Raw genomic sequence first — 277 nt, 5'->3', positions numbered from 1 at the left:
ACATAGGAATTGCCAACCTCATCGGCCTATTAGGCTTCAAGCCGCCGACAAAAGACATGAATGTCACGGTAGCGCTTGCATTGATGAGTATCATCTTAATTGAAGCAGCAGGAGTGAGAAAGAAAGGTACCAAAGGCTGGTTAAAGAGTTTTGCGGAACCAATGCCTGTAGTTCTTCCAATTAACATTCTTGAGATATTCATCAAACCATTATCACTTTGTATGCGATTGTTTGGAAACGTACTTGGTTCCTTCGTTATTATGGAGTTACTGAAGAT

The 277-nt window shown here is 40.8% G+C and carries 1 protein-coding gene; it reads left to right on the top strand.

Features of this window, described 5'->3' with window-relative positions:
• Nucleotides 1-56 precede the first annotated feature (56 nt).
• Nucleotides 57-277 (top strand): F0F1 ATP synthase subunit A (locus JDS99_RS31275; RefSeq protein WP_242475830.1); only part of this gene is annotated, 221 nt, incomplete at its 3' end.

Origin of the sequence: Bacillus cereus group sp. N6, assembly GCF_016483705.1 — a bacterium.
Lineage (GTDB): Bacteria > Bacillota > Bacilli > Bacillales > Bacillaceae_G > Bacillus_A > Bacillus_A wiedmannii.
The sequence above is the reverse complement of the archived record's forward strand: the minus strand, read 5'-3'. Positions and strand labels throughout refer to the sequence as shown.